The sequence below is a fragment of the Nitratireductor kimnyeongensis genome (genome assembly GCF_019891395.1).
Classification (GTDB): domain Bacteria; phylum Pseudomonadota; class Alphaproteobacteria; order Rhizobiales; family Rhizobiaceae; genus Nitratireductor; species Nitratireductor kimnyeongensis.
The window spans coordinates 1,479,385-1,503,885 of the sequence record NZ_CP078143.1 but is presented as its reverse complement, the minus strand read 5'-3'; the positions used below and the strand labels follow the sequence as shown (position 1 = coordinate 1,503,885).

Below are 24,501 nucleotides of genomic sequence, written 5' to 3'. Positions count from 1 at the left end.
CTATGGGAGGTGGATGAGCAGGGCTTCGAAGATCGCTGCCAAGTCGGAGATCGGTTGGTCTGCCCCGAGGCTGTGGGCCATCCGATCCTGGCGTGCTGAAATGGCCAGCGTGGCGATGTCGAATAAGTCCGAAACCGGGAGACTCTCACCGAAAGCCATCAGCGCCGAGGTGAGGAGCCCCGGTGCAAAGACAAGTATGCATGCTTTCGAAGCCTGTCTGGAAGGCGGCGCTGCCTGATCGCTCAATGCGCTGTGGCAGATCTCCTGAATGAGATGTGCGAGCATTCCGGCGATCAGTGCATGCTTCTTTTCAGGTTCGGCAGCATTCTTCAGAGCCAGCACCATGGAGCCTTGCCGACGGCGTAGCGCTTCATGGGCTGCAGTGAAGCCGGCTTCGCGAATCACCGGTGGTTCGGCGTCGGCCTCCAAGGTTCTCGCCAGAGTTCTTGCTGCGCGGTACATGTGGCGCCTGAAAGCGCGTTCACCTGACTCTTGATCGCCGAAATAATCGCTGAGCGGCCATAGGACCAGTTCGTGTTTCTGCGTAGCGGAAAGTACGGATCGAGATGCTGTTTCGGCCAGGTTGAGTGTATCATCTATCATGCTGGCAGCGCGCCCGAGAACACTCTCCATGTCGCCAAAATGCCTGCCCGCAGCGGTTGTTGCCTGCCGCTCGTGCCGGTGCGAACGCAGGAAATCACGAATGTCCCGCATGCGGTCCTTTAATTGAATAGCCATCTCATGCGAGGCGTCCCGGAGCATAAAGTAGTATCCTCGAGCAATCAGTTTTCCGCTAACGGGCATTGACCCGATGGCGACATCATTGTTTTGGTCTTCCCGGAAATCAAGCGAGATGCTTGTATCCGTCCCGGGGACAACGCAGGAAGACTATATGAGCAAGGCGAAGGCGCACAAACAGTCCGCTGGGCAGCCTGCCGGTACGACCAGTTCTGGAGAGCTTGCGATCGTACCAGGCAGGGGAGGCGTCACCAGCAAGACGGATCGACTGCGTGTGCGCGCCGCATGGATGTATTTCGTTGAGCAGAAGACCCAAAACGAAATCGCGGAAATCCTCGGCATAGGACGGGTCAGCGTGGTGCGCATGCTTGCCGATGCGCGCGCCCGCAACGAGGTGAAGATCACCATCGAAGGTGATCTTGCAGAGATAACGCGTATAGAGAGGGCGCTTGAAACGCGCTTTGGTCTGGAGCGTGCTGTTGTCGCGCCGCTCTCAGACCCCGATGCAGACCCGATTCCCGCCATCAGTGCCGCAACAGGAAGCTTTGTCTCGGATGTGATGGCGGCTGGCATGTCGGTTGGTGTCGGCTGGGGTCGAACGCTGTTCGGCTCCTTGCCGTTCATTCGCGCTCGGCCACTGGCGGATTTCAGAGTGATCTCGCTGCTGGGCGGCGTTGGTGTCGCGCGACGTTTCAATCCGGCCGAATTTGCCTGGCGTTTTGCACGAGCCTTCCAAGGGGATGGTTATCTCATTCCCGCACCTGCAGTCGTCGACAGCGTCGAAACGAAAACGGCGCTTATAGAGCGGTGCGGTTTGCATGAGATCCTGGCCTTGGCTGATACGCTTGATGCGGTCATCGTTTCCATTGGCGGCCTGGCTTCGGCAACCACGTTTTATCGAGGCGGTTACCTCACCGAGGCCGTTCGGGCAGCCTTGGAGGAGAAGGGCGCGGTCGGAGACATACTTTACCATTTCTATGACATTGAGGGACAATTGGTGGATCACCCGATCAACGATCGTGTGATGTCTGTCGATGTCGACCGACTGCGCCGGGCGCCGATGCGAATCCTGACCTCTGGTGGCGATGACAAGATCGAGGCGCTCGTCGGAGCGATGAAACTGGTTGAGCCGACAGTGTTCATTACGGACGAAGAGAGTGCTCGCAGCATCCTCGCTCACGCCTGATCGGCGCTCGCCGATGAATTTCGTGCCGGATGTGTGAATTCGCTCTCTGCGAGGCTATAAGGTTCAAAGGCATTCAGGTCTGCGGCGGGTCGCATAGGGGAGCTTTATTCGACGATGGTGGACAGGTTTGCGCGGCGCTTTCTGCCGTCCTTCTCCGTTCTGCGCAGTTTCGCATCAGCCGCGCGACATCAGAGCTTCACCTTGGCTGCCGAGGAACTCAATCTGACGCAGAGCGCCGTCAGCCGCCATATTCGCGACATGGAAACGGCGCTCGGGTTCAGTCTGTTCCGACGCGTCGGACGGCGTGTGGTTCTGACGCCAGCCGGCAAGAATCTCGCCGATGCACTGGAAGACGATCTCAGCCGCATTACCCAGACTCTTCATCGAGCCATTGCAGCCGGGATGTCGGGGGCGGCACTCAATGTGGCGAGCCTGCCGACTTTCGCCAGCCGATGGCTTATTCCGCGATTGCCGGGATTTGAAAAGGCGCATCCGGGAATCGGGATCAATCTTACAGCACGCATCAATCCTTTCGATATGGCGCACGAACGCTTCGACGTTGCCATTCATTTCGGGCGCGATAACTGGCCGGATGCGCAGCTCACCAAATTCTGCGATGAGGAGATGATTGCGGTTGCATCACCGCAATTTATAGAAACCAACGGGGTGCGGGGCCCGGAAGATCTTCTCGAAGCGCCGTTGCTTCATCTCCAGAGCAGGCCGGGAGCTTGGGGAGACTGGATGCATGAGGCCGGGTTGGAAGACGTCCCTGCACTTCCCGGCAAGCAATTCGATCAGTTCACCATGGTGATCGCCGGCGCCGTTGCCGGACTTGGGGCCGGGCTTGTGCCTGCATACCTGATCGAAGAGGAACTGCGTTCCGGCGTTCTGGTTCAGGTGGGAAATACGGCTCTCAAGACGCAGAACAGCTACTTCATCGTGCGGCCGCTCGGTGTTGAGAATCCCACTGCGGACGCGTTCGTTTCATGGATTCTCGCGCAGGTTTAGCGTCATAGATTGTGTCGTTTTGCCACCGTTCAGGCCGGTTTGCATGATCCTACATCATGAATACAGTCCGATTTTCCATTTCCAATCCTGCGCGGCCCTCCCTACATTCCCGGCAGGGGCCGGTTCGGCCGCGCGGCATTCGCCCGCGTCTCGAGAAAAGATTATCCAGGGAGCGAAGCACCCATGAACGTCAAGAATGAAACAAGCGAGCTTCTGAAACGCCTCGGCGTTGACGAAAAGGCTTTTAGCGGTGGCGACCTGTCGGTACGCACGCCGGTCACCGGTGAGGAAATTGCTGCGGTCCCTTCTATCTCGGCAAACGATGCCGGCGCTGCCATCGAGCGTGCGTATGAAGCTTTCAAAACCTGGCGCAATGTCCCCGGGCCGCGCCGCGGCGAACTTGTGAGGCTACTCGGCGAGGAGCTGCGCGCCTCGAAGGATGATCTTGGGCGTCTGGTGTCGATCGAGGTGGGTAAGATCCGCTCGGAGGGCCTTGGCGAGGTCCAGGAGATGATCGACATTTGCGACTTTGCTGTTGGCTTGTCGCGGCAGCTCTATGGCTTGACCATTGCCACCGAGCGCCCCGGCCACCGCATGATGGAAACTTGGCATCCGCTGGGTGTGGTTGGTGTTATTTCCGCTTTCAATTTCCCGGTCGCTGTCTGGTCGTGGAATGCCGCTCTGGCACTTGTATGTGGCGATAGTGTCGTGTGGAAGCCCTCTGAAAAGACGCCGCTGACGGCGCTCGCCTGCGAGGCGATCTTCAACCGTGCGGTCAAGCGCTTTGGGGGGGATGCGCCCGCGGATCTTCTCACCGTCCTCATTGGTGATCGCGCCGTGGGTGAAGCCATGGTTGATCATCCGAAGGTGCCGCTGGTCTCGGCCACCGGTTCCACGCGGATGGGCCGCGAAGTCGGGCCGCGCCTGGCAAAGCGGTTCGCTCGTGCGGTGCTGGAACTTGGCGGCAACAATGCCGGCATCGTCTGTCCTTCGGCTGACCTGGATATGGCGCTGCGCGCCATCGCCTTTGGCGCCATGGGCACTGCTGGTCAACGCTGCACGACGCTGCGCCGGCTCTTTGTACACGAATCCGTCTATGACGCGCTTCTGCCGCGCCTGCGCAAGGCCTATGAATCGGTGTCCGTCGGCAGTCCGCTTACGACCGATGCTTTGGTTGGTCCCCTGATCGACAAGGGTGCCTTCGACAACATGCAGAAAGCGCTTCAAGAGGCGAAAAAGCTTGGCGGCAAAGTGGTGGGTGGCACTCGCTTCGATAGTGGCGATGCGGATGCCTTTTACGCACACCCGGCTCTGGTCGAAATGCCGGAGCAGGCGGGTGTCGTCCTCGAAGAGACCTTTGCCCCGATACTCTACGTGATGAAGTACAGCGATTTCGACGAGGCGCTTGAACTTCACAACGCCGTGGGCGCAGGCCTTTCTTCCTGCGTGTTCACGACCGATATGCGCGAAGCCGAGGAATTTCTCAGCGCACGTGGTTCCGATTGCGGCATTGCCAATGTGAACATTGGTACCTCCGGCGCCGAGATCGGCGGTGCGTTCGGTGGTGAAAAGGAAACGGGTGGTGGCCGCGAATCGGGCTCTGACGCATGGAAAGCTTATATGCGCCGTGCGACGAACACGGTGAACTACTCAAAGGAGCTGCCGCTCGCACAGGGCGTCTCCTTCGACATCGAATAGGCGTCTGAACCAGAGATGCGAAAGGGCGGCTTCGGGCCGCCCTTTTTGTGTTTGAAGGATGTCACGCCGCAGCTCATTTCAGATCATATTTCAGGCAGCCAGAGCCAAGGCGTCCGCGCCTGCAGCCTGCCGTAGCGGGCAGTTGGGTTCGGTCACAGCCCTCCAGATCGCAGCGACAACATCCGCCGGTTCTGTGACCGGTTCGTCCGCGGCTGCCTTCATGCCGTCAAAGACCCTCTTCGTGATCATCTCATAGGCATCGGGAGTGCTTCCTGAGGCACTCATCAGGATCCTTGCATTCGCACCGAAACGCGTTGCTGGCGCGCGGCCGGGCAGAACGAGCCGGGCGCGAATGCCGAATGGTTCAACCTCCAGTGCAAGGCATTCGGTGAAGGCGTTCACTGCCGCCTTGCTTGCTGTGTAGACCGGGAGAAGTGGTAGGGCCTTGAGGGTCGTGCTGGAGGAAACATTCACGATCACGCCCGCTTTGCGTTGGCGAAACTGCGGCAGCACTGCGCGGGTCATCTCCATTGTTCCAAACGTGTTGGTGTCGAATATTTCCCGGATCATGTCTTCAGGGATGCCTTCCAGAGGGCCCATCCATCCGATCCCCGCATTGTTGACGAGCGCATCGATTGGGCCTGCGTCTTCAACGGCGCGACGGATCGAGACAGGATCTGTCACGTCCAGCGGCAGGATGCGGAGCCGTACAGAGGCGGGGAGTGCGCCTTGTTCCGGTTTTCTCATTGTGGCGACAACAGACCAACCCTGCGAGATGAAATGGCGCGCGGTCTCCTGTCCGAACCCGGAAGAGCACCCAGTGATCATCAAGGTCTTCATATTGGCTTCTCCTGTTTCTGGAACTCCTGATATCGACCGCGCGCTCAATATTTTCTATAATCAGTCATCCGTATTTCTTTATCAAAGATCCAAATGGCAGACCCTCTCTCACAGGCGATTTCCCTTCTGCGTCCCCGTGCTCCGTTCTCCAAGCTGGTGAAAGCCTCCGGTGCCTGGCGGATACGGCGTGAGGAGGTGGAGAAGGCCTACTATTGCCTCATGCTGGACGGACAGGCATGCCTCGAAGTGGATGGGAAGCCGCCGGTGGATCTTCGCCGGGGGGATTTCGTTCTGGTGCCAGCGGCGCCCGGGTTTTCCATGTCCAGCATTCAGCCGGCACTTCCCGCCGGGCAGAAAAGCAGTCCACGGATCCGGTTGGACGGGACGGCGCGGGTCGGTCCGGAAGAGGCACCGGTCAATGTTCAAGCACTTGTCGGATATTGCAGCTTCGGTGCGCCCGATGCCGAGTTGCTTGTGTCGCTGTTGCCGGATATCGCAGTGGTTCGTGGTGAAGCACGACTAGGCGAACTGGCGCGGTTGGTGAGAGAAGAGGCGCGCGCTGAGCGTCCGGCCAAAGATGTTGTTCTCGAGCATCTCCTCCAGGTGCTGCTCATCGAAGCGCTGCGTTCGGCAACGGATGCGGGAGATATGCCGGGGCTTTTGAGGGGCCTGGGTGACGAACGGCTGGCCGGTCCCTTGCGCGCTATCCACGCGAAGCCAGCCCGGGCATGGTCCGTGGCAGAGCTCGCGCGGACGGCGGGCTTGTCCCGTTCGAGCTTTTTCACGCGATTCAATCGGGTGGTCGGAATGCCGCCGATGGAATATTTGCAACGCTGGAGAATGACGCTCGCGAGGAGCATGCTGAATTCGAAGGCGCACAGCATTTCAGAAATCGCGACAAAGGTCGGCTATGGCTCGACCAGCGCATTCAGCACCGCATTTTCCCGGTCCACTGGAGTTTCCCCCGCAAGGTATTCCCGCAAGGAAGATGGCGAGAGAAACCCAGCTCTCGTGAAAATGTAGAATCGTGCACCGGGGCGTGGACCGAAGTGCCGGGCGCCTTCAAATCAGCGCCCAACCAATCCATGCGTTATTCCATGCCAAGTGCGGCCTTGTAGAGGTCGATCATGGCTTCTTCTTCCTGGCGTTCGGCCTGGTCCTTCTTGCGCAATCGTACGATGGAACGCACGGCCTTGGTGTCGAAGCCGTTGGCTTTCATTTCGGCATAGACTTCCTTGATGTCTTCCGAAATGGTCTTCTTGTCTTCTTCAAGTCGTTCCACGCGCTCTATGAAAGCGCGAAGCTGGCCAGCGGCCACTGTGTCGGCGGTCTCGGTCGTGATGTCGTCGGCCATGCAAAACTCCGGTCGATTGTTTTGAAAGCCCGCGAGTCGGGCGTTGAGGCGTGGCAGGTTCGATGCCCCAGAGAGCCCCATCGGTCAAGGGATTTGCTGCGCTCAATGAGGCTGTTCCCGCCAGATGGAGGATTGGTCAGATCTCTTCCGGACGATTGGTCTCGAAAGCCGCCTTCTGTTCCGCATTTGCCTCGGTCTGATATTTCTCGCGCCATTCCTCATAGGGCATGCCGTAGACGATCTCACGTGATTCCTCCTTGGAAAGCGCGATCCCTTCAGCTTCGGCAGCGTCCCTGTACCAGTTCGACAGGCAATTGCGGCAAAAGCCGGCCAGGTTCATCATATCGATGTTTTGGACATCGGTCCGAGAGCGCAGATGATCGATCAGGCGGCGAAACGCGGCTGCTTCCAGGTCGCGCTTCTTTTCTTCACTCAGCGGTGTCATGGCATTTCCTCACATGTGCTCTGTTCGGGACCCAAAGTGCTTCACCTGATGGATATCGGGCCGCGCATTGATTGCTTCAACCATGAGGCTCAACCTTTCTGCCCAGCCGATCGCGCCGTCTTGGCCGGCAATTAAATCCTGGCGAATCTCGACAAGTGCATAGGGGAATCCCCGCGTGGTGGCGTGCTGATGCATGGTGTCGCCGGGATAGGCGCCGTCATATGGCTCGTTGTCGCCCACGGTCAGTTCACCATCGGCTCTGAGTGTTTCGATCAGAGGGCTGGCCGCGCGATTGTCGATGTCCCAAAGGATACCGACCTCCCAGGGACGTTTTCGACCGAGCAGAGACGGCGTGAATGAGTGGATTGCGATGATCAACGGCGCTCCGCCAATTGCTTTTTCGACTCCGTCCACGGCCGCGGCGACGGCGTCATGAAAAGGGCGATAAAATTGATCGATCCGGTTTTGCCGTTCTTCTGGGCTCAGGGGGTAATTTCCAGGAATGATCGTGCCGTCGTAGATCTGCCGGATCAGAGTCGGGTCATTGATGCCGCGATTGGGATCGATGAGCAATCTTGAGAAACCGCCCAGGACCGCGGGCACCCCGAGCTTTGCAGAGAGGGTGCGAGTGACCATCTCCACGCCGATGTCGTAGGCGATGTGTCGTTCAAATTCTGACGCCGGCAGACCCAGCGCACCATATGCTTCAGGCAGCGCGCGCTTTGCGTGATCTGCAATCAGGACGACCCCCGTGGCGGGATCACCGGGAATCAATTCGAACGGTGATGTAAAACGGAGGGCGTTCATCGAGCAGGTTCCGGGGAAAACTGGTGGGGTCATAAATGTGCGCCTATCACAGCGTAATCTCGTCCTTTCATGTTGCGCACCGTTCTGCAAGGCTGTGATGGAAAACACGCGCTGGTAGGCAATGGCGCGTTGACAGGGGGCCGGACATTGCCGAAAAGGAAAATATGCTCAGGTCGGATTCAAGGTTCTCAAAAATGCTTCGACGGGCGTCGCACGCGAAACGCCGGCGGGCTTTTCTGCTGGCTGTAGCGACCGGACTGGGAGGCGTCGTGTTTGCGCCCACAACGGCGTTTGCAGATTTCCGCGTCTGTAACTCCACACAGAATCTCGTTGGTGTTGCCATTGGCTATCGCACGGCTTCGGGCTGGGTGAGCGAAGGCTGGTGGCGGATCGAGAAATCGAGCTGCAAGACCCTGATCGAGGGGCCGCTGGAATCGCGCTATTACTACCTCTATGCAGAGGACGCCGCCAGCGGCGGCCGGTGGGAGGGTAAGGTGCAGATGTGTGTTGCACTGACTGAGTTCAAGATTGCCGGTACCAATGATTGTTTTGCGCGGGGCTTCCAGCGTGCCGGATTCCAGGAATATGACACGCGCGAGCAGGAAAACTGGATGGTGGATTTGACTGACGGACCGGCTGACAGCAGCACGCTGACGAATTCGGATGCCTCCCAATGAGGCGCAATCGCAAGGTAAAGATTCTCGCCACGCTCGGGCCCGCGTCTTCAGAAGAAGAGAGCATCCAGCGCCTGTTTGAGGCTGGGGCCGATGTGTTCCGCATCAACATGAGCCACGCCAGCCACGATCTGATGCGAACCTTGGTAAGCCGCATTCGAGCGGTTGAGAAAAAAGTTGGCCACCCTATCGGCATTCTCGCCGATCTGCAGGGACCTAAGCTCCGAGTGGGCACGTTTGCCGAAAAGAGTGTTGACCTCACTGTCGGGCAAACCTTCACGCTCGACGATAATCCCGAGCCGGGCAATGACAGGCGGGTTCATTTGCCGCATCCCGAGATTCTGAAATCGGTCGAGCCGGGACACCGCCTGCTCATAGATGACGGGCGATTGCAGCTCAAGGCCGTGAAGAGTGACGGCAAGGCGATCACCTGTGAGGTGGTGGCCGGCAACAAGATCTCCGACCGCAAGGGTGTCAGCCTGCCGGACACGGATCTTCCCATGGGCGCTCTCACCGACAAGGATCGCAAGGATCTTGATGCGGTGCTCTCTTCCGATGTCGATTGGATCGCGCTTTCCTTCATCCAGAGGCCCGAGGATATGGCCGAGGTGCGCAAGGTGGCGCGCGGTCGGGCAGCGCTTCTCGCCAAGATCGAGAAGCCGCAGGCGGTTAAGCGTCTTGCCGAGATTATCGAGCTTTCCGACGCATTGATGGTGGCGCGTGGGGATCTCGGTGTGGAAATGCCGCTCGAGGCTGTCCCCGGCATCCAGAAGCAGATCACCCGTGCGTGCCGGCGTGCCGGCAAGCCGGTTGTGGTCGCCACACAGATGCTGGAATCGATGATTTCCGCTCCTGTGCCGACCCGTGCGGAAGTATCTGACGTAGCGACCGCCGTTTTCGAGGGGGCGGACGCGGTTATGCTGTCGGCGGAGTCCGCAGCCGGCGACTATCCGGTCGAGGCGGTCGCGACAATGAACTCGATCGCCACCAAGGTGGAGCAGGATCCGACCTACCCGACCATCATTTATGGTCAGCGGACCGAGCCGGAGCCAACCGGCGCGGATGCAATTTCCATGGCCGCGCGTCAAATTGCCGAAACGCTCAACCTGTCGGCGATCATCTCCTACACCTCCTCAGGCACCACCGGGTTGCGCGCAGCCCGTGAGCGGCCGCAGGTGCCGATCATTGCGTTGTCGCCGGTGGTGGAGACTGCGCGGCGGCTGTCACTTGTTTGGGGAACGCATTGTGTCGTTACGGAGGATGCGGCTGACCTCGATGACATGGTCAACCGAGCCTGCCGCATTGCGTATGAAGAGGGCTTTGCCAAGCCAGGCAATCGCGTGATCGTCACGGCCGGTGTACCCCTCGGTACGCCCGGTGCTACCAATATGCTGCGCATTGCCTATATCGGTTCCGACGGTCTCGGCGGAATCTGAACCACTCTTGAAGGTTGCTACGCCGGCGGGCGTTTCCGCCGGCGTTCAAAGGCAAACAGGCATTTTCCCTGAGCCTGTTTAGATGCCCTGACCGGCCAGCTCGTCAGATATCTCGGCGACAGCGTTCTGCGCACTGCGCAGCATCGGATAGATGTTCAAAACCTGCTCATAGGCTGTGAGAGCCTGTTCCTGCCGACCTGTGGCCTGCAGGATACGGGCCATACCTGCCAGCGCACCGAAATGGCGTGGCTCCAGTTCGAGCGTTCGGGATATGTCAGCCATCGAACGGGAGTAGTCGTTCATCATGAAATGAACCGTGGCCCGTCGGTTCCAGCCCTCGGCATAGTCGGGAAAGAGCATGACCACTTGGTCGAGAAAATCGAGCGCGACGGAAAACTTCTCCGCCTTCATCGCATCGTTCGCCCAGCCGATCAGCAGATTCGCCGTATCGCTACCTGAGTTGGCCCAGGTTTCGCCAATCCGCAGCGCAATGCGACGTGCTGCACGTTCGTTGGTTTCTTTCTTGAGATCAAGGAAGAGCGCGTCGAGGCGCGCCTGTCGGTCGGGCACCAGGGTTTCGATGCCGGAAAGGGTCTTGCTACCTTCCGCTGCCTGCGTCGTTGGCAGGCCCATGAGAACAGCAGCGAAGAATGCGATCATGAATCGTGCCATGCCGCAATCATAGGCGCGGCATGGTCAAAGAGAAACTGAATTTCGCGTGAAGTCCGCCAAAACTGGCGGATCAGCCCTGCCGTGCCTTGAAGCGCGGGTTGGACTTGTTGATGATGTAGATGCGGCCCTTGCGACGGACCATGCGGTTTTCCCGGTGACGGGTCTTCAGCGCCTTGAGCGAGTTTTTGATCTTCATCGTTCTTGTCCGTGGTTGGCCTTGCGGCCCGAAATGAGAAGGCGCGCATCCATGGCGCGCCACAAGTCGATGGGCTCATAGACGAGGATGCTTGTCTGTGTCAACCTTTCACCGGGCCGCTGCAGGATGAATCACGTGATTCAGACGGCAGACAATGTCGGTTCTGCATCGAACATGCAGATCAGAGGAGTTTGATATGTTTTTTCGCAACTATTTTTGTTCGGTCGCCATCCTGTTGATGCTTGCCCCTTTCGATTTCGCAGCGCAGGCCGAGGAACTGAATTGTGACGATGCCCAGACTCAGATCGACATGACACAATGCGCAGCCCGAGATTATGAGGCTGCCGATACAGCTCTTAATGCGCAGTATGATGCCGTCAGGACGCGCTATTCAGGCAATGAAGATGCACGCACCTTGTTGCGCGACGCGCAGCGGGCATGGATCGGCTTTCGTGATGCACACTGCGATCTTGAGACGCTGGCTGTGCGTGGTGGCTCCATCGAACCTATGATGCGCGCTCAATGTCTTCAGAAACTCACCGAGAAGCGTACAGAGGAGCTGGCAGCGCTCGCTGAATGCGAAGAAGGCGATCTCAGTTGTTTGTAAGGCGGGTGAAGTGGCCCATCTTGCGGCCAGGCCTGCTTTCGGTTTTGCCGTAGAGATGGAGCATCAGATCAGGTTCTTCGAGCAGTTCGGATGCGCGCAGAACCTCATCGCCGATCAGGTTTTCCATCAGGCAGTCTGAGTGGCGGCGTGTGTCGCCCAGCGGGAGGCCAGCCACAGCGCGAATGTGCTGTTCGAACTGGGACACCGTGCAGGCCGCTTCGGTCCAGTGCCCGGAGTTGTGGACGCGGGGAGCGATTTCGTTGACGAGCACCTTGCCGCTATCGAGCACAAAGAACTCCACGCCAAGCACACCCACATAGTGAAGTGACCCCAGGATTTCAGTTGCAGCCTGTTTTGCCGCGCTGAGAGTGCCGGGACCGACGCGTGCGGGGACGATCGAACGGTGCAGTATGCCGTCCCTATGTTCGTTCTCAGCAGGGTCGTAAATGGCGATGCTTCCATCAATTGATCGTGCAGCGATAACCGAGATTTCCCGCCGAAACGGAACCAAAGCTTCCAGAATGAGCGGCACGCTCCCCATATCCGAGAAGACACCTTGGTGTGTGGTTGGGTCGACATTGCGAAAGACACGTTGGCCCTTGCCGTCATAGCCCATACGGCGAGTCTTGAGCACACCACCTGAAAAACGCTCCAGTCCTCGCGCAAGGTCGGCATCATTGTCCACAGAGACGAATGGGGCTGTGGATATTCCAGCCGCGTTCAAGAAGATTTTCTCCGCCAGCCTGTCTTGTGCGGCCTCAAGTGCTTCCGGCGGGGGAAAGACCGAAGCTTCCTCGGAAAGGGACAAGGCCGTCGCTACGGGTACATTCTCAAACTCGTAGGTAATTACATCGCTCTGCCGGAGAAGCGCCTTGAGAGCGGCGGTGTCATCATAAGCGGCGTGAATGAAGGTATTGGCAACCTGCGCTGCCGGGCTGTCGGCGGCCGGGTCCAGCACCACGGTGCGATAGCCCAGCTTAGCTGCCGCCATTGCCAGCATGCGCCCAAGTTGACCGCCGCCGAGAATGCCGATCGTCGCGCCTTGAGGGAGAGGGGTATTCATGCTCAATCGACCGGATAATCGGCAACGCCTGCCGTTTGTTCTAGGCGCCAGGCATCGAGCCGTTCTGACAGATTCGCGTCGTGGAGCGCCAACACAGCCGCGGACAAGAGTGCTGCGTTGATGGCGCCAGCACGGCCGATGGCGAGTGTACCAACTGGAATGCCAGCCGGCATCTGCACGATGGAGAGAAGTGAATCCTGTCCAGAGAGCGCTTTGGATTCGACCGGTACGCCAAAAACGGGAAGCGGTGTCAGTGCTGCCGTCATGCCTGGCAGGTGAGCAGCGCCGCCGGCACCTGCGATGATCGTCTGGAAACCCTCGTTGCGGGCGTTTCTGGCGAAGTCGTAAAGGCGCTCCGGTGTGCGGTGTGCAGAGACAATTCGCGCCTCATACTCGACTCCCAGTTGGTCGAGCGTGTCAGCGGCATGCCGCATCGTTGCCCAGTCGGATTGGCTTCCCATGATAATCGCCACACGGGCGGACCGCTCAGCCATCAGATCCCCTCGCAATCAAAAATGAGGCTGTAGTCAAAACCGACCGTCACCGCAAGCTCGCCAGGCGGCAAGTTCTCCAAAACAGGAGGTTCAGGCGATGATGTCCGGGATAATATTGTCTTCCAGTTCTTGGAGTCTGTCTTTCAGAGCCAGTTTCTTTTTCTTCATGCGCTGGATGCGAAGTGGATCGCTGCCTGTAGCGATCATCGCGTTGATTGCGGCATCGAAATCCGCGTGATCCTGCTTGAGGCGGGCGAATTCAAGACGAATCTCCGCCTGTTCCTGTTCAGATGTCACCACAGTCAGTTGACCCACATGCGCGAAAGTTTGGCTGCAAACACAAGTGAGATATCCACTGTTGAATGAGCAACCCGGCGATGCCGTCGAGTTCATCCCGGCAGCGGCGGCGCTTATACCACATTTCAGTGTTTCAGGAAATGCTACCAGCAGGTGTTCGACAAGCCACATTTGTGGTGGCACACTGTCTAGATCGCCGGTTCCTGCGGGCGGGCATTGGGGCCGGTGAGTTCTCGAGGAAGCAAAGGAGAGCCCAATCATGTCTCTTGAATCCCATCTTGCAGAGTTGAAGCGCAAACACGGTGAACTGGAGCGTGAAATCGACGATGCGAAGCTCCATCCATCGGTCGACGAACTCGATGTGGCTCAACTCAAGCGACGCAAGTTGGCCATCAAGGACGAGATGGAAAAGCTCAAATCGGCGGTTACCCGTCACTAGGTCGTTGCCCACATGCTTTCTTTTGGATGCATGTGAAACAATCACGCGCATTGAGGGAACGTCCTGTTGACTGAAAGCCGGAACCCCGTTCCGGCCCTTGTTGCAAGGGCACTTTGCGAAGCGAAATCGATTAGAGAGATTTCGTCTTCTGCTATGAATGTCAGCCGGAACACTATTGATGTGCTCGTGACTGACGGATTCCCTTTTGACATGTGGTCCGCGCAGGACCGTCGGCCTCCGCCTCGAATTTTTTCGGTGCGGGGGCCTTGTTTTTGGTATCGCGCGGAAACAGCGACCGTGAGTTTGATAGACTTGTTTTGTGAAGCTTATTCGACAGTCTCAGCCAAATTTTCGTCCGTGTCACTGCGCGGATCAAGAACGGCTGCCTGAGGCGTGACGGCGCGTTCGGACGGCAGCGTTTTGAAGGCCTCGCGCTCGTCCACGGGAACCGGTGCGCGCTGCGAGATTCGAAGCAGGGCGTAGGCGCCAAGGCTGAAATGCGCGAGCGCGGTAATGAGGAAGAGGCTTTCCGGCCGCATGATTTCCATAAGCACGCCTCCGATCAATGGTCCAAGCATGGTGCCGAAGCCATAAAGGAAGAGCAGTCCGCTTGCGACTTTAACAAAATCCTCCGGGGTCGCGTGGTCGTTGGCATGCGCCACGATGATCGAATAAAGCGTATAGGCGAAAGCGCCATAGATGGCGGTCATCGCGATCACATAGGTGCCGTCGCGCGGGGCGCTCAGAAAAATGAGCAGCCCTAACAGGCCCGAGCCGAAAGACGCGCCCGCTATGACGAGGCGACGATCGATTCGATCAGAGAGGCGTCCTGCAGGAAGCTGCAGTGCCGCCCCCGCAAGAACGGCAATGCTCATCATTGTGGCGATCTGCAATGTCGAAATGCCTATGAGACCCCCATAGACAGCTCCAAGTGTGCCCCAGGCGCCGTTTGCAATCCCGACGAGCACACAGCCAAGAAAAGAGACCGGCGAGTTGTGGTAAAGTCCTTTCAAATCAAGCGAAACCTGCGCCAGCGGCTCCGGGCTCACAGCCTTCGATACCGCTGTCGGAATGAGCGCCATGCAGAACAATATGCCTGTGGTCATAAAAAGGATCGTGTTGGAAACGTTGCCGAAGGCAACCGTCATCTGACCCGCGGTCAGCGATCCATAGGTCAGCATCATGTAGATGCCGAAAACGGTGCCGCGATTTTCATTCGTCGACTTTTCGTTCAACCAGCTCTCGATCACCATGAACGCGCCCGCCATGGTGAAGCCGGTGAATATGCGAAGGACCACCCAACCGGTTGGATCCACCCACATGCCGGTCAGCAATGCGATAATCGCGCCCGCAGCCGCAAAAGCGCCAAAGGCGCGGACATGGCCGGCTCGGCGCACGATGCGGGGTGCTATGAAGCAACCCGCCACGAAGCCTACCGCCCAGGCAGCACCCAAAGCGCCCAGAGAGGCCGTGGGAAACCCTTCCATCTGCCCGCGTAGCGGTAGGAGAAGCCCGTGAAGACCCGACCCCGTCAATAGGAAGGCAGTGCCAAGAAGAAGAGCAATTATGGAGCCGAGAGGTGACAGCATGAAAGGGTTCCGAGGAGAATATGGGTTCGAACAGGCCGGCGTCTGTCGACTGATGCCGTCGCCATTGAAACATGGCGCGAGCAAGGCCGCAGACTCTTTGATGGCGTCTTCGAGACATGCGATTGACAGTATGTGCGAATAAGTCCGTCAATTGCATCGCAAAACCGCCGCTCAAGGCCATGATTGCGCAGTTTGAAACGGGTCAGCTGCGATGAAACAATGCCTCGGCCGCAGTTTTGGTTGCGCCCTTGCTTTCGACCTCTCGTTCGATCCGCAATATTTCTTCCTGCAATTGCGTGATCCGGTACTTGAGCTCGTCCACCGATAGTAGGGATAGATCTTGCCCAATCTGGTGGCTGGCTATCGGCTTCCTCTCTTCCTCGTCGAAAATGGCCATCATTCATCCTTCCGTCATCTGGATAGCTGTCCTTGGATGCCCGTGAGCCTTGCAGCCTCTCGGTCGTGCCAGGTTGGCAGTGGCCGGGATTGACCTTGATCCAAATGCATCGCTAGCCGATTGTGTTGTCAGACGTTCTTCAAATCAACAGGGGCATGATGAACAACACAGCACTTCCAGAAAAGATGACGGTGATCGCCATCAGCGAACCGGGTGAACCAAGTGTTTTGAAGCCAGAGCAGCGGGTGGTGCCGAAGCCGGGCGATGGGGAAATCCTGATCAGGGTACGCGCCGCCGGCATCAATCGACCTGATGTTTTTCAGAGGAAGGGCTTGTATCCGGCGCCGCCCGGCGCTTCTGATCTACCCGGTCTGGAGGTTGCCGGCGAGGTGGCAGCCGTGGGTGAAAACGTAAAGCGCTGGCAGGTTGGCGACCGCGTCGCCGCTCTCACACCAGGCGGCGGCTATGCCGAATATTGCTTGACTCATGAGACGAATGCTCTGCCGATTCCACGCGATCTCACCTTTCTTGAAGCGGCCGCGATCCCTGAAACCTTCTTCACAGTGTGGCACAACGTATATCAGCGTGGCGGCCTCAAGGAGGGAGAGACACTGCTGGTTCATGGCGGTTCCTCAGGGATAGGCACGACTGCGATCCAACTGGCTAAAGCTCTGGGGTCGAAGGTGATTGCAACAGCGGGCTCTGCCAAAAAGTGCGCTGCCTGTACCTTGCTGGGCGCGGTGCGCTCGGTCAATTATTGCGATGAGGATTTCGTTGAGGCCGTGAAGGAAGAGACGGACGGTCATGGGGCCGATGTCATTCTCGATATGATCGGCGGTGATTACATCGAACGCAATTACGAGGCGGCCGCTATGGATGGACGCATCGTGCAGATCGCCTTCTTAAAAGGACCCCGCGCCACGGTGGATTTCTCGTTGATCATGCGCAAGCGGCTCACCCATACGGGATCCACACTCAGACCCCGGTCTGTGGCATTCAAGGCGCGTATTGCCACCGAACTTGAAGCGCATGTCTGGCCGCTTTTGGCTGCAGGTCGCATTTCTCCGGTCATGGACGAGGCCTTCCCTCTGGAAGAGGCATGGCGTGCGCATGAGCGTATGGAAGATGGGGCGCATATAGGCAAGATCGTGCTCAATGTCGCCTGACATGAAAAAGGAAGCTCCGGCGCTGGCGCCGGAGCTTCCCCGCCTTGGGAGGAGGCGGTGTCAGTTGGTGGCGTCTAGTTTGCCGAGATTGACGAAAATCGTTTCGCCGGAAGAATCGTCCACACCATCATTGTCGGTCACGAAGTAGGCCGTTCCTTCAACGTCGATTGCGAAGCCCTCGATTTTATCGACGACATAGCCATTGGTGGCGGCTTTCATGTCGGGCACGAGGTCTCGCACCAGCGTCTTTTCGACCAGGGGTAGATCTGCATCGAGCGACGCCGTCTGAAAGCTCTCAAGCGAGACGCTGTAGAGCTTCTTGATCTTCGCGGATGTACCGATTTGGTTGTCACGCTCGACGATGTAGAGTTTGCCATCGTGAGCGGTGATCTCGGAGAGACCGACCCAGCCTTTTTCGCTTGCATCGAGCGGGTACCGCACTGCGGCCCACTCGCCGGAAACGGGTTTGTAGCTTACCAGCTTCACCTGTCCTTTAGGGTCGTCGCCCCATTCACGCTGAATGGCCACGACCAGCATCTGGTCGTCACCTTCACCGACCACCGTCACGCCTTCCATTCCGAAGCGCTTCTCGACTGCGAGAAGCTCGGCGGGAAGTGCGATCTCGTCCTGTATCTCGCCGGCGGCGTCAATGCGGAAAAGAGCATGTGGGGTAAGACGGTCGGTGCGGCCTTCCGAAGCGAGCCAGAAACCACCTTCACCGTCATTGGCGATACCCTCGAGGTCGAGCTTCTGGGCCGCCATGCCGTCACGCGTGACGATGGCCTTGGCGGTGATGCGGGCCGGCTTCTCGTTCGCGTCGATGGTGAAGATGCTGGGCTGATTGCCGTAGAAGGAATCGGACACGGCGTAAAGCGTACCCGGCTTTTCACGATCTGCCACGAGGCCGGAGAGGGCACCCCAGGCAAGCGGAGCGCCGTTGTCGTCACGCGCCGATTCGATGGTCGGATAGACAGGCGTTCCTTCGGTCAGTTCGTAGACCATCACGTGGGAGCGGGCCGCACCGTCTTCCACCAGATCGGTCTCGTTTGCGGTAACGAGCAGGTTACGTTCGGGTATTGCCACGAGGCCTTCCGGACCGATGCCGGAGGGGAGGACCTGGACGAATTCCGGTTCGGCGCCGGTGTCGCGGTAGACCACGACGAGCGAAGCGCGCTCAAGCGCCACGAAAATATACCGCTGATCGCCAAAGCTCGCGACTTCAAGACCTTCGGGTTCCGTTCCCTTGGCGTCGGAGCGTTTGTCGGGATAGTGGCCGACAGCGGCGGCGCGAAACTCGAGGTCTTTGCCGCTGTCGAACAGAACCTCACCCGACTTGCTGAAAATGGTGAAGCTGCGCGATCCGCCCTCGTAATCGCCTTCGTTGGCAGTCACGAAGCGATCATCGTCCAGCCATTTTACGGCATCGGGTTCGCGCTTCAGCGCATTGGCTGTCTGATTGAAATCGATCGCGCCATTGTCCAGCGTGTCGATGTTCTCAAGGTTGATCTGGCCAGCGGAGAAATGGCTTGTCACTTCGCCGCTTTCAGCTGAAACCACAGCGATATGGTTGTTTTCCTGTAGTGTCACAACGATGTCGCCGTTTTCATTGAAATCGACGAATTCAGGCTCCGGGTCTTCTGGTGCAATCTCTGCAAGGCCGCTCAGGGAAACGGTCTTCATGCTGCCGCAGTCCGGCGCGCCGTCGGTGAGATTGAAGATCTTGAGGTCCCCGGCGGGCATCTGTGGAATTACACCGTCGTTAAGGTCCTCGTCGCGCTCGTTCTCGATGGCGACGGCAAGGAAGCGGCCATCATTGCTGACGGCGACAGAATCCGGTTGGCCACCCAGTTCGCAGGACTCTTCGGCGGTTTTCGTGGCCATGTCGATCACGACGAGGTTCCCCGAAGGGCTGGTGTAGCTCTCGGATGTGTTCACGGCCGCGATGGCTTTCTGGCCAGCCACACCCACAGAGGTCGGCTCACCCTCCAATTTGAGCACGCCGCCGGCCTTCGGCGCGTTGGCATCGCTGATGTCGACGAACCCCACGCCACCCAGCGGGCTGTCGGAGTAGATCAAAGTGTTGCCGTCAGCGCTGCGCGCGATGATCTCCGAAGAGGTTTCGGTGGCCGCGTCCGTCTCGGCCGGCAGGTTTTCTGCCACCGGAAACGTCGCGATACGGTTGAATGCCATATCGGCATGCGCAGGAAAAACGGCTGCCGTGCTTGCCAGCAGGCCTAGAATGATTGCTTTGCGTCCCATGTCTGAAAACTCCCTCAAGACCCATAGGAGCGGCACAATCGAGAGGGATGATTTCAACCCGATGACACATCAATGACGGTTCGGTGACACTCCCCAATTGAGGGAACGCGCAATTTGTTGCGTCCGCCTTGTGTTTCAGTTTATAACGCGGACGATATTTCCCAACATCGGTGGTTATGACCACCGCCCGCGCCAGGGACGCGGGCGAAGGAAGAGGATTCTTGAAACATGGCCAACACGCTTCTCATGCCCAAGGCCACCGCCGTTTGGCTGGTCGACAATACGGCGCTGAGCTTTGATCAGATCGCCGAATTCTGCAAACTGCACCCTCTCGAAGTAGGTGCCATCGCTGATGGTGACGCTGCGCAGGGCATCAAGGGTATGGACCCGGTGATGACCGGACAGCTTACCCGCGAGGAGATCGCTCTCGGGGAGGAAAATCCGAACCACAAACTGCGTCTTTCGGAGCCGAAGGTTCGCGTGCCGGAGGCCAAGCGTAAGGGGCCGCGTTACACGCCGCTCTCCAAGCGTCAGGATCGCCCGAATGCCATTCTCTGGCTGGTGCGCAATCATCCTGAACTCAAGGATGCGCAGATTTCGCGTCTTGTGGGCACCACAAAATCGACCATCGAAGCTATCCGTGAGCGCACGCACTGGAACTCGGCGAACCTTGTTCCCATGGATCCGGTTACGCTTGGGCTTTGCTCTCAGATTGATCTCGATCTGGAAGTGCAGCGCGCGGCAAAATACCTCCCGCCGCAGGAGAGCACCGGTGAAACCCTGCTCCCGGCTTCAGAGACCGAAGATCTGCCTCTCGGTGGGCAGGCCGTCTCCGACGCATCTTCCGATGAGCAGGAACTGGACGCGGACGCAGTCTTTGCCAAGTTGTCATCGCTGAAGTCCAGCGATCCGGACGAAGAAGATGAGGACGAGCGGTCCTGATCTGACGACTGAGATACTCCCCGGCCGCCGGCCGGGGAGTATCGCCTCAGCTGGCGCAGGCCCTGCCCATCATGGCCTCGTGCATTTCCATCCGCCTGTAGAAGTCCGCCAGCTGCTTGCCGCGCTCGGGGCGGAACGTTCGCCCGGCAAGAGTCATGGCGGCTATCCGGTCGATGCGGAACGTGCGAAAATCTCCGCGTAACTCACACCACGCTACCAGCGTCCACACTTTTCCCCAGAACCAAAGACCAAGTGGACGAACGTCGCGCTTCGAGGTGCGCCCGGCTTCGTCCCGGTAGTCTATGGACAGCACGTCCCGTGTATCCACTGAGCGTTCCAGCGTGTCGATGGCCTCGCGCTCGATATCGCTCACCACCCAGCGCGGGGTATGGATCTCGGTGCGTGAAATGCGGTCGCGTTCCGGCTCCGGCAGGACGGTTCCTATCTTCACCAGCGCCTCTTCCGCCGCACGGGCCATGGCCGCGCCGCCAAAGGCGCGAACCATACGAGCGCCCGCCACCAGGGCCACGATCTCGTTTCGCGTGAACATAAGGGGCGGGAGTTCGAAGCCCTCCCGCATCAAATATCCGACGCCAGCCTCACCGTCGATTGGTACTCCGGTGGACTGAAGATCGGCAATATCGCGATAGATCGTTCGCTCGGAAACCTCGAGGCGTTCGCTCAAAAGTCGCGCCGTAACCAGGCGCCCGCCCCGCAAATGCTGGACGATTTGGAAAAGTCGGTCAGCACGGCGCATGCGTATTTCTCCTCACGCAAAAATTCCGAAGCTGTTTCCGTCGGGGTCGAGACAATACACGAAACGACCGTCAGGAATAGTGATTATGGATGATACCAGTTCGCCACCATTTGTTGTGACACGCTCCATGGCACCTTCCGACGAGGCAGGGACGGCCAGTTAACTTTTCGGCTCATCCTCGCGCGGAACTGGCTCGTCCGGGACCGCGGCGGGATCAGCAGCCCCCGCGCGATCGAGGTCGGTATCAGGAATCTCTGCCCAGACCACTGCGTTCAGTGGCAACGTATCGGACATGTTTCACAACCCTCCATTGTCGAATGCTGACAATGACACAGCCCTCCTGACAACATTGCGTCAGGAGGGCTGCGAAGCTGTTACCCGAGATCTTTAGAGGTTTATAGCCGGTCTCGACTGGTCGGATCCCAGTCAATGTCGCGTTGTAACGTGTTCGGCAGGTCGTTCAGCATTCGTCTTGTCAACTTCCGCCGAAGATCGCCGGTTTGATCGGCCCAACGGCGGACGGCACGAATGAAGCTTCCGAGGAAGTCTGGCATGGCGACAATCTCCTGATTCTGGCAGAAGTATTATCGCTTCGTGGTGGTGACAGCGTTTTGTCAGGAGATCTCCGGCTTCACCTCGACCGTGTAGTTCAACGGCAGCCGGCCACCGTCGGCATAGATGGTCTGGCCGGTCACATAGCTGGAATCGTCGTCGGCCAGAAAGGTCGCTATCGATGCGATTTCGCCCGGTTCTCCAACACGCCCGAGCGGGGTGCGCGACAGCATACGGTTGCGAGCCGACTGATCGTTGTTCACGCTGGCGAGCATGTCGGTCGCAATTGAACCCGGTCCAATGGCATTGACGCGGATGCCATAGGGCGCAAGCGCCAGTGCCATGACGCGGGTAAGCTGGCTGACGCCCCCCTTGGATACCGTGTAGGCGATCTGCTCGGGTATGGCGAGAATGGCATTGATCGACGACATGTTGATGATGGTTCCCGCGGCACCGCCGCCTTCGACCTTTTCAACCATATAGCGTGCAACGGCTTGCCCGGTGAGGAAGGTGCCTTTGAGATTGGTGTCGAGAACCCGGTTGAAATCTTCTTCCTTTAGATCCAGGAAATCCGCCGCGTGCACAACCCCGGCATTGTTGACGAGAATGTCGACATCGCCAAAGGCGTCGATCGTTTCCGCCAGGAGGTTGTGCACGTCGAGACGCTTGCTCACATCCGCTTTCACGAAGCGCGCATCCCCAAGCCTTTCCAGGTCGGATAGAGCCCGCGCACCTTTCTCCCCCTCCAGATCGGCGATCACGACCTTGACGCCATGGCGCAGGAACCGCTCGGCGATTGCATAGCCTATGCCGCCCGCGCCGCCCGTTACGATTGCCGTCTTGCCGTCCAGTGCCATGTTGAGCCCTCATGCTGAAAACGGCTGGACCCTGCGCCGCAGGCTTGGGAAGGTCAAGTCCCGAAGACGGGATCACCGGGGTTCAGCCCGGCGTTTTGCCAAGTGCCTCGCCGATTTCGTCCAGTATGCTCGGGTCATCAATGGTGGCGGGCATGGTCCACTCCTGACGGTCGGCGATCTTCTGCATGGTTGCGCGCAAGATCTTGCCGGAACGTGTTTTGGGCAGGCGTTTCACAGCCACCACCTTCTTGAAGGCCGCGACAGGCCCGATCCGCTCGCGCACCATGGCGATCAGCTCCTGCTCCACGGTGCCCATATCGGTCTGCGCCCTTCCGTGCAGCACCACGAAGCCGCAGGGCACTTGTCCTTTGAGCGGATCGGCAATGCCGATCACCGCGCATTCGGCGACGGCTGGATGTTCGGCCACCACTTCTTCCATGCCGCCGGTGGAAAGCCGATGGCCCGCCACGTTGATGATGTCGTCGGTGCGCGCCATGATGAAGAGATAGCCATCTTCGTCCAGCATGCCGGCGTCTGCCGTTTTGTAATATCCGGGAAACTCGGCGAGATAGGCATCGCGAAAACGTTTGTCATCGTTCCAGAGTGTCGGTAGTGCGCCGGGCGGCAATGGCAGTTTCACCACCACGTTGCCAAGTGTGCCTGCGGGCACCGGAAACCCAGCATCGTCCAGAACCCGAACATCATAACCCGGCATCGGGACACCGGGCGAACCGTATTTTACCGGCAGCATGCCAAGCCCGACCGGATCCTGGCTGATCGGCGCGCCGGTTTCTGTTTGCCACCAGTGATCGATGACCGGAACACCCAGTGTCTTCTCCGCCCATTTTACCGTGTCGGGATCGGCTCTTTCGCCGGCCAGGAAAAGTGTGCGGAAAGCGGTGAGGTTGTGTGGGGCCAGCATCTCTGCGTCCGGGTCGGCCGTGCGGATCGCGCGAAACGCGGTCGGCGCGGTGAAGAGAGCGGCCACATTGTGCTCCGCGATCACCCGCCAGAACACCCCGGCGTCGGGCGTACCGACCGGCTTTCCTTCGAAAAGCACCGTGGTGCAGCCGTGAAGTAACGGCGCATAGACGATGTAGGAATGGCCCACCACCCAGCCTACATCCGAGGCCGCCCAGAATGTCTCGCCGGGTTCTATGCCGAACTCGTTGAACATCGACCATTTCAGCCGCACCATGTGGCCGCCATTGTCGCGCACCACGCCCTTTGGCCGTCCCGTCGTGCCCGACGTGTAGAGGATATAGAGCGGGTCGGTTGCGAGCACCGGTTCGCAGTCCACCGCGCGGCCTGCCGAGCGCGCTGCGTCCACAAGCGCCGCGTAATCATGGTCGCGGCCTTCCGTCAGGTCGCAGCGCTGTTCCTCCCGCTGCAGGATCAGGCAGGCCTCCGGCTTCGCGGCACAGAGGCGGATCGCCTCGTCAAGCAGCGGCTTGTAGGCCACCACGCGGCCGGGCTCCAGCCCACAGGAGGCCGATATGATTGCCTTTGGCGCCGCGTCGTCGATGCGTGCGGCCAGTTCGCGGGCGGCGAATCCGCCGAACACCACCGAATGCACCGCGCCGATGCGCGCGCAGGCCAGCATGGCGAACACCGCCTCCGGCACCATGGGCATGTAGATGACCACGCGGTCGCCCTTGCCGACACCGAAATCCTTAAGCACGGACGCCAGCGCCGAAACCTCGTCTTTCAGCTCGCCATAGGTGAAGCTTTTCTTCCGGCCGCTGATGGGGCTGTCGTGGATGAGGGCGGGCTGATCCTTGCGCCCGCCCTCCACATGCCGGTCCACCGCATTGAAACACGTGTTGCAGGTCGCGCCGGGAAACCAGTGTCCATAGACACCCGCCTTTGCGTCGAACACCTTTTCCCAGGGACTGAACCAGTCAATCTCGGCAGCGGCTTTCGCCCAGAATCCTTCGGGATCCTGCTGCCAGCCCGAATAGACCTCGTGATAGCGCGACGTCATCCCGCCTCCTCCCTGCGGTTTGAGCCTCTTTCCAAAGAGGTTAG

The 24,501-nt window shown here is 58.9% G+C and carries 26 protein-coding genes; 10 read left to right on the top strand and 16 right to left on the bottom strand.

Annotation, left to right across the window (positions count from 1 at the left end):
* The gene (locus KW403_RS07095; protein WP_223022017.1) at positions 1-738 is read right to left on the bottom strand and encodes a hypothetical protein; all 738 of its coding nucleotides are present in this window, start codon (positions 736-738) and stop codon (positions 1-3) included.
* A 154-nt stretch (positions 739-892) separates the two neighbouring features.
* On the opposite strand from KW403_RS07095, the gene KW403_RS07090 reads away from it, so the two are divergent.
* From KW403_RS07090 to amaB, 3 genes are all read left to right on the top strand, one after another.
* Positions 893-1,924, top strand: coding sequence for a sugar-binding transcriptional regulator (locus KW403_RS07090; protein ID WP_223022016.1), 1,032 nt, complete (start codon positions 893-895; stop codon positions 1,922-1,924).
* A gap of 114 nt (positions 1,925-2,038) precedes the next feature.
* Complete coding sequence (locus KW403_RS07085; protein ID WP_223022015.1) at positions 2,039-2,932, top strand: LysR substrate-binding domain-containing protein; 894 nt, start codon at positions 2,039-2,041, stop codon at positions 2,930-2,932.
* 183 nt (positions 2,933-3,115) lie between these two features.
* Complete coding sequence (amaB, locus tag KW403_RS07080; protein WP_223022014.1) at positions 3,116-4,630, top strand: L-piperidine-6-carboxylate dehydrogenase; 1,515 nt, start codon at positions 3,116-3,118, stop codon at positions 4,628-4,630.
* A gap of 90 nt (positions 4,631-4,720) precedes the next feature.
* Here the strand turns inward: amaB and KW403_RS07075 are convergent, their stop codons facing one another.
* Positions 4,721-5,470, bottom strand: a complete 750-nt coding sequence (locus tag KW403_RS07075) for an SDR family oxidoreductase (RefSeq protein ID WP_223022013.1) — start codon at positions 5,468-5,470, stop codon at positions 4,721-4,723.
* Positions 5,471-5,563: 93 nt separating this feature from the next.
* Between KW403_RS07075 and KW403_RS07070 the strand changes: the two genes are divergently transcribed.
* Complete coding sequence (locus KW403_RS07070) at positions 5,564-6,493, top strand: AraC family transcriptional regulator (protein ID WP_223022012.1); 930 nt, start codon at positions 5,564-5,566, stop codon at positions 6,491-6,493.
* A gap of 67 nt (positions 6,494-6,560) precedes the next feature.
* On the opposite strand, the gene KW403_RS07065 is transcribed toward KW403_RS07070, so the two are convergent.
* The 3 genes from KW403_RS07065 to KW403_RS07055 all read right to left on the bottom strand — a co-directional run bounded on the left by KW403_RS07065 (position 6,561) and on the right by KW403_RS07055 (position 8,076).
* On the bottom strand, positions 6,561-6,824 hold the full coding sequence (locus KW403_RS07065) for a DUF2312 domain-containing protein (RefSeq protein ID WP_007008278.1): 264 nt from the start codon (positions 6,822-6,824) through the stop codon (positions 6,561-6,563).
* A 136-nt stretch (positions 6,825-6,960) separates the two neighbouring features.
* Positions 6,961-7,269: a DUF1244 domain-containing protein gene (locus tag KW403_RS07060; RefSeq protein ID WP_223022011.1), complete on the bottom strand. Its 309-nt coding sequence runs from the start codon at positions 7,267-7,269 to the stop codon at positions 6,961-6,963.
* A gap of 9 nt (positions 7,270-7,278) precedes the next feature.
* Positions 7,279-8,076 (bottom strand): N-formylglutamate amidohydrolase, encoded by a 798-nt coding sequence (locus KW403_RS07055; RefSeq protein ID WP_223022010.1) that lies wholly within the window; start codon positions 8,074-8,076, stop codon positions 7,279-7,281.
* Between the two features lie 194 nt (positions 8,077-8,270).
* On the opposite strand from KW403_RS07055, the gene KW403_RS07050 reads away from it, so the two are divergent.
* Both KW403_RS07050 and pyk read left to right on the top strand, forming a co-directional pair.
* Positions 8,271-8,753 (top strand): DUF1036 domain-containing protein, encoded by a 483-nt coding sequence (locus tag KW403_RS07050; protein WP_246637914.1) that lies wholly within the window; start codon positions 8,271-8,273, stop codon positions 8,751-8,753.
* Positions 8,750-10,186 (top strand): pyruvate kinase, encoded by a 1,437-nt coding sequence (gene pyk / locus KW403_RS07045; protein ID WP_223022008.1) that lies wholly within the window; start codon positions 8,750-8,752, stop codon positions 10,184-10,186. Before KW403_RS07050 ends, pyk begins: the two co-directional genes overlap by 4 nt.
* 78 nt (positions 10,187-10,264) lie before the next feature.
* On the opposite strand, the gene KW403_RS07040 is transcribed toward pyk, so the two are convergent.
* Together KW403_RS07040 and ykgO are read right to left on the bottom strand one after the other, a co-directional pair.
* Positions 10,265-10,858, bottom strand: a complete 594-nt coding sequence (locus KW403_RS07040) for a tetratricopeptide repeat protein (RefSeq protein ID WP_223022007.1) — start codon at positions 10,856-10,858, stop codon at positions 10,265-10,267.
* 70 nt (positions 10,859-10,928) lie between these two features.
* Positions 10,929-11,054 carry a type B 50S ribosomal protein L36 gene (gene ykgO, locus KW403_RS07035; protein WP_007008283.1) on the bottom strand — a complete coding sequence of 42 codons (126 nt, stop codon included), beginning with the start codon at positions 11,052-11,054 and terminating at the stop codon, positions 10,929-10,931.
* Between the two features lie 196 nt (positions 11,055-11,250).
* Here ykgO and KW403_RS07030 point away from each other — a divergent pair, with 196 nt between their 5' ends.
* Positions 11,251-11,661 carry a lysozyme inhibitor LprI family protein gene (locus KW403_RS07030; RefSeq protein ID WP_223022006.1) on the top strand — a complete coding sequence of 137 codons (411 nt, stop codon included), beginning with the start codon at positions 11,251-11,253 and terminating at the stop codon, positions 11,659-11,661.
* On the opposite strand, the gene KW403_RS07025 is transcribed toward KW403_RS07030, so the two are convergent.
* The 3 genes from KW403_RS07025 to KW403_RS07015 all read right to left on the bottom strand — a co-directional run bounded on the left by KW403_RS07025 (position 11,648) and on the right by KW403_RS07015 (position 13,518).
* Positions 11,648-12,724 carry a 5-(carboxyamino)imidazole ribonucleotide synthase gene (locus tag KW403_RS07025; protein WP_223022005.1) on the bottom strand — a complete coding sequence of 359 codons (1,077 nt, stop codon included), beginning with the start codon at positions 12,722-12,724 and terminating at the stop codon, positions 11,648-11,650. The two genes, KW403_RS07030 and KW403_RS07025, sit on opposite strands and share 14 nt — an antisense overlap.
* 2 nt (positions 12,725-12,726) lie before the next feature.
* The gene (gene purE / locus KW403_RS07020; RefSeq protein ID WP_223022004.1) at positions 12,727-13,218 is read right to left on the bottom strand and encodes a 5-(carboxyamino)imidazole ribonucleotide mutase; all 492 of its coding nucleotides are present in this window, start codon (positions 13,216-13,218) and stop codon (positions 12,727-12,729) included.
* A gap of 90 nt (positions 13,219-13,308) precedes the next feature.
* Positions 13,309-13,518, bottom strand: a complete 210-nt coding sequence (locus KW403_RS07015) for a YdcH family protein (protein WP_223022472.1) — start codon at positions 13,516-13,518, stop codon at positions 13,309-13,311.
* 256 nt (positions 13,519-13,774) lie between these two features.
* Here KW403_RS07015 and KW403_RS07010 point away from each other — a divergent pair, with 256 nt between their 5' ends.
* Positions 13,775-13,954, top strand: a complete 180-nt coding sequence (locus KW403_RS07010) for a YdcH family protein (protein WP_007008288.1) — start codon at positions 13,775-13,777, stop codon at positions 13,952-13,954.
* Positions 13,955-14,280: 326 nt separating this feature from the next.
* Here the strand turns inward: KW403_RS07010 and KW403_RS07005 are convergent, their stop codons facing one another.
* Together KW403_RS07005 and KW403_RS07000 are read right to left on the bottom strand one after the other, a co-directional pair.
* A complete protein-coding gene (locus KW403_RS07005; protein WP_223022003.1) occupies positions 14,281-15,543 on the bottom strand; it encodes an MFS transporter in 1,263 nt (420 codons plus the stop codon).
* Between the two features lie 202 nt (positions 15,544-15,745).
* Positions 15,746-15,940, bottom strand: coding sequence for a DUF1192 domain-containing protein (locus tag KW403_RS07000; protein ID WP_223022471.1), 195 nt, complete (start codon positions 15,938-15,940; stop codon positions 15,746-15,748).
* 155 nt (positions 15,941-16,095) lie between these two features.
* Between KW403_RS07000 and KW403_RS06995 the strand changes: the two genes are divergently transcribed.
* Positions 16,096-17,106, top strand: coding sequence for an NAD(P)H-quinone oxidoreductase (locus KW403_RS06995; protein ID WP_223022002.1), 1,011 nt, complete (start codon positions 16,096-16,098; stop codon positions 17,104-17,106).
* 60 nt (positions 17,107-17,166) lie between these two features.
* On the opposite strand, the gene KW403_RS06990 is transcribed toward KW403_RS06995, so the two are convergent.
* Positions 17,167-19,365 (bottom strand): esterase-like activity of phytase family protein, encoded by a 2,199-nt coding sequence (locus KW403_RS06990; RefSeq protein ID WP_223022001.1) that lies wholly within the window; start codon positions 19,363-19,365, stop codon positions 17,167-17,169.
* Positions 19,366-19,593: 228 nt separating this feature from the next.
* Between KW403_RS06990 and KW403_RS06985 the strand changes: the two genes are divergently transcribed.
* Positions 19,594-20,307 (top strand): DUF1013 domain-containing protein, encoded by a 714-nt coding sequence (locus KW403_RS06985; protein WP_223022000.1) that lies wholly within the window; start codon positions 19,594-19,596, stop codon positions 20,305-20,307.
* Between the two features lie 46 nt (positions 20,308-20,353).
* Here KW403_RS06985 and KW403_RS06980 read toward each other — a convergent pair whose 3' ends face one another.
* From KW403_RS06980 to KW403_RS06970, 3 genes are all read right to left on the bottom strand, one after another.
* Positions 20,354-21,064 carry a helix-turn-helix transcriptional regulator gene (locus KW403_RS06980; protein WP_223021999.1) on the bottom strand — a complete coding sequence of 237 codons (711 nt, stop codon included), beginning with the start codon at positions 21,062-21,064 and terminating at the stop codon, positions 20,354-20,356.
* Positions 21,065-21,678: 614 nt separating this feature from the next.
* The gene (locus KW403_RS06975; RefSeq protein WP_223021998.1) at positions 21,679-22,473 is read right to left on the bottom strand and encodes an SDR family NAD(P)-dependent oxidoreductase; all 795 of its coding nucleotides are present in this window, start codon (positions 22,471-22,473) and stop codon (positions 21,679-21,681) included.
* Between the two features lie 82 nt (positions 22,474-22,555).
* Positions 22,556-24,457 (bottom strand): propionyl-CoA synthetase, encoded by a 1,902-nt coding sequence (locus tag KW403_RS06970; RefSeq protein WP_223021997.1) that lies wholly within the window; start codon positions 24,455-24,457, stop codon positions 22,556-22,558.
* Positions 24,458-24,501: the final 44 nt, after the last annotated feature.